This is a genomic window from Pseudomonas sp. SR18 (assembly GCF_023701505.1).
Classification (GTDB): Bacteria; Pseudomonadota; Gammaproteobacteria; order Pseudomonadales; family Pseudomonadaceae; genus Aquipseudomonas; species Aquipseudomonas cyclaminis.
The window spans coordinates 1-3,190 of the sequence record NZ_JAMQAU010000036.1 but is presented as its reverse complement, the minus strand read 5'-3'; the positions used below and the strand labels follow the sequence as shown (position 1 = coordinate 3,190).

Here is a 3,190-nt window from a genome sequence, read left to right as displayed (position 1 = left end):
GCGACAGATCCAGGCATTGCTGCTCGAAGAACTGATTCACGGAACCCAGTTCGTGCTCATCCCGATTGCTATACGACAAAATACTCATCAAGCCCAAGTTGTAGGCATTGACCAGGCTGTACTCAGGCTGGTGATGCAACACCAGAGACCAGGCGCGAAAAGGGCAGACTTCCAGCACATGGCGACGGTCCAGTTCCTCATCGCTGACGGTGAAGCCGCGCCAGCCTGGATCAGGAAAGTGAAAGGCCGGGGGCCGCTCGGGATCTGGCACAGGCGGGTCAAGAGTCGGCAACTTGTCGCAGAGTTGGCCGATACGCAAATAGTGATAGCCATGCCCGGCAGCGAGCGCCTGCTTCTCGACGGGCGAGAAGCCCGAACGTTGCGGGCCATACATCGGTGTGCAGTCTCCAACACCCGGCCGGGGCGGCTCGGCACGTTCGGCACGCAAGCGACGGTTCTTCAGTTGCTCGGCCAGCGGGTTGGCCTGCATCAGAAGCGTAATGGCCAGCGGATGCAGGCCTTCAATGCGAATCACGCCCTCGGCATCGCTGTAGCCAACAAACTCGGGTACAAAACCCTCGCGAGTGGCTTCATTCCTCGCGTAATAGGGCAGGTTTGCCAAGGGCTCGCCCTGCTCGTCCAGCAACTGGAACTCAATCCAATGCTTTATCTGTTCACCGCCAATGAAATCCTTGTACGGATTAAGGGTATCTGTACGGTGCATTGGATCGTTCATGTCATGCCTCAATAAAAAATTATATTTTCAGGTCATTATCAGATTGATCGAGTTGAACCGGCTCTAGCCGTGTCTCTTGGCCGACTCAATTTCAGCCTTTAGTTCAGACCAGACGCTGGCGCTGACAAGTCGTATCAAACGGCCGGCCATGGCGGATAAACATTTACCCGCCAACCCCTGCCTGGCTCTCTTCTTGATCAGGCATTCAATATCCGCGACTAACTGCTCTTCATCGAAGTACCACCACACCGGTGGTACTGGCGCCAACATGTTACTGATACATACCGGCGCCACTCTCTCAAACAGAGCAAACTCCACGTCGCTGATGGAGTAGTTTTTTGCAATCCTCGCAACGTACTCATAGTCAACCTCACTGCCTACAAACAAACTAGAGAGCGCCGACCAGAGCTGATGTTGTTCTAGTTGATTTGCCACTGGGTAAATTCCTCAATCTCATCATCCAGAGAGTCTGCAAGTTTCGATGCAACCCAGCCTGAAGCAGCCCCGCCCGCGAGCATTAAGCCGATTGCACAAAACGGTGCGCCCGGCCCGCAGACGGCAGAGACGGCCAGGCTGGCCAGCGCAGTACCGGCGACCCCGCCGCTTATCGTAATGCCCTGCTTGATAGCCTCTTTCTTCTTATTCTCAGCATTGGCGATTTCGTAAGTTGCATAAACGATCGTTACCACGATCAACACCTTGCCTGACACCTTCAGCACTTTGTTTAACGTATTGAATCCGGCATTAGGCCTGGCCGAAGACTCTACAATCTCGTAATACATGGCATTCTTTTGCTCAGGATTTAGCGCAACGAAGGTCTTGCCGAACTTCCTGGCGGCTTTTTCATCCAGCAGTTTTTCCAAACCGGGAGAAACAATCTTTCTTTTTTCGGCAATCGCCCGTCCGGGCACCGAGGTTTTCTTCCGAGTTTCCGCCATGATTTTATTGCGTGCTTCATAGCAAAACTCAGCGGCCTCCTTTACTGAGATATTCCCCGCAGTTACTTGCGACAGCACCTGGGCTTTTACCCGCTTGACATTACTGTTGTAGTTATCACGCAGCCTCGCATCACTTATAAAGTCCGAAGAGAATTTGAGCGACGCCCCCTCAAAACTCTCAAGAGCACGCTCCAACGTATCATCATCAATCTGATGGCTTTGTCGGGCCAGGTAGTTCCGATAAAAAGCATCCATACCGGTTACTCCGCCAATTCGCTTAATAGTTGTTCTGCGCCGCTGGGTAATTCTTCCTGAAGTTCCAGGTTCTGCACGTTGAACCCGACACAGGAGTTACCCGTAAAAGCATAAAAACTGACTTTGCTTTCGCGATCGAACTCACCCTGCAAGACCTCGCCATCGTCCATCGTCGCGGTGCATTTCATGCCTTGGTAATTTGATCCCGGAGGGGCACAGAAGCTGATCCACTTCTCGGTCTGCTGCAGTTCGATTTTCAAGCTACCCGGCATCCAGGTATGGACGCTCATGGTCTTGCCGTCCTTGTCAGTCACACCGCTGAAGACCTCTCCCTGCTGAGTGGTTATTCGGTAGCGAGTGAATCGGAGCGCCGCCTGGGTGGCGTCTTTCAAGGTATAGCCACCGGCGTATCCGGTGGGCAACACTGATGCCGGCGTCTGAAGACTGGCGCTGCCAAGTTTTTGCACGTGGGCGGCCTTGAGGTAAATATTGCCGGGCGCACCCAGCTCGATATCGCCGCCCTTGAGGCGGATATAGGCCCCACCGCAATTGATCACTACCTCCCCTGGCGCACTGATTTCCACACGTCCTTCAACGCTTTCGATTTTGAGGTCGGACTTTGCCAGGGCGTGAAGGCTATTGCCCCGAGCATGCAGTTCGACCTTGCCTTTATCTGCTTTGAGTTGCAGCTCACCACGTTGAGCGAACACGCTCACGCTGGCCTCGGCGACTGCGGTTATGTCGTGACCAGCGGTGATATCGGTGTTGCGTGCCGCCATAATGCCCACGCTCTCGCCGCCGGAAGACAGGCACAGGGCCTTCGGGGTGAGCACGCCAATACCTGCCGGCGCATGGAGCAGGACACAGGGCTGTACGAGTCCTTTAAGCCGCTGCTGCAGACCCAACTGGCTATCGATGTCTGCGGGGTTCACTTCGGCGCTGCTGGCTGCCTGTGCCATGGAGCGCGCAAGCGACAACGCCCCCTCCAGTTGTGTAATGGCTGCCGCCATATCCAACTGATTACCTTGAGCTTGTCGCTGTTCATCAGCACTGATAAACACCCCCTTGCCCCCCCGAATCGCGCCCCAACCATCGGTGCGCAACTCAAACCCCTCCCCGCGCTTTTTCTTCTTGCCATCCACCAAATGCCCAAGATTCAACTGGCTCTTGCCACTGTGCTCAGTACTCAGCTTGACGTGCTCCTGCCCCCGCGTGTCGTCCATGCGCAGTTTGTTGTTCGCCGGGGTGCGCAGGACGTTGC

3 protein-coding genes and 1 pseudogene are annotated in these 3,190 nt (G+C 55.0%); all 4 read right to left on the bottom strand.

The genetic code is table 11. The features are described 5' to 3' along the window. Positions 1–736: pseudogene (locus tag NDJ82_RS27330) on the bottom strand (lipase family protein); the annotation flags it as partial. A gap of 63 nt (positions 737–799) precedes the next feature. Next, the gene (locus NDJ82_RS27325; RefSeq protein ID WP_250926661.1) at positions 800–1,171 is read right to left on the bottom strand and encodes a DUF7079 family protein; all 372 of its coding nucleotides are present in this window, start codon (positions 1,169–1,171) and stop codon (positions 800–802) included. Next, positions 1,156–1,929 carry a hypothetical protein gene (locus NDJ82_RS27320; protein ID WP_250926660.1) on the bottom strand — a complete coding sequence of 258 codons (774 nt, stop codon included), beginning with the start codon at positions 1,927–1,929 and terminating at the stop codon, positions 1,156–1,158. Before NDJ82_RS27320 ends, NDJ82_RS27325 begins: the two co-directional genes overlap by 16 nt. Before the next feature lie 5 nt (positions 1,930–1,934). Beyond that, a partial coding sequence (locus NDJ82_RS27315) for a DUF2345 domain-containing protein (protein WP_250926659.1) occupies positions 1,935–3,190 on the bottom strand: 1,256 nt, incomplete at its 5' end.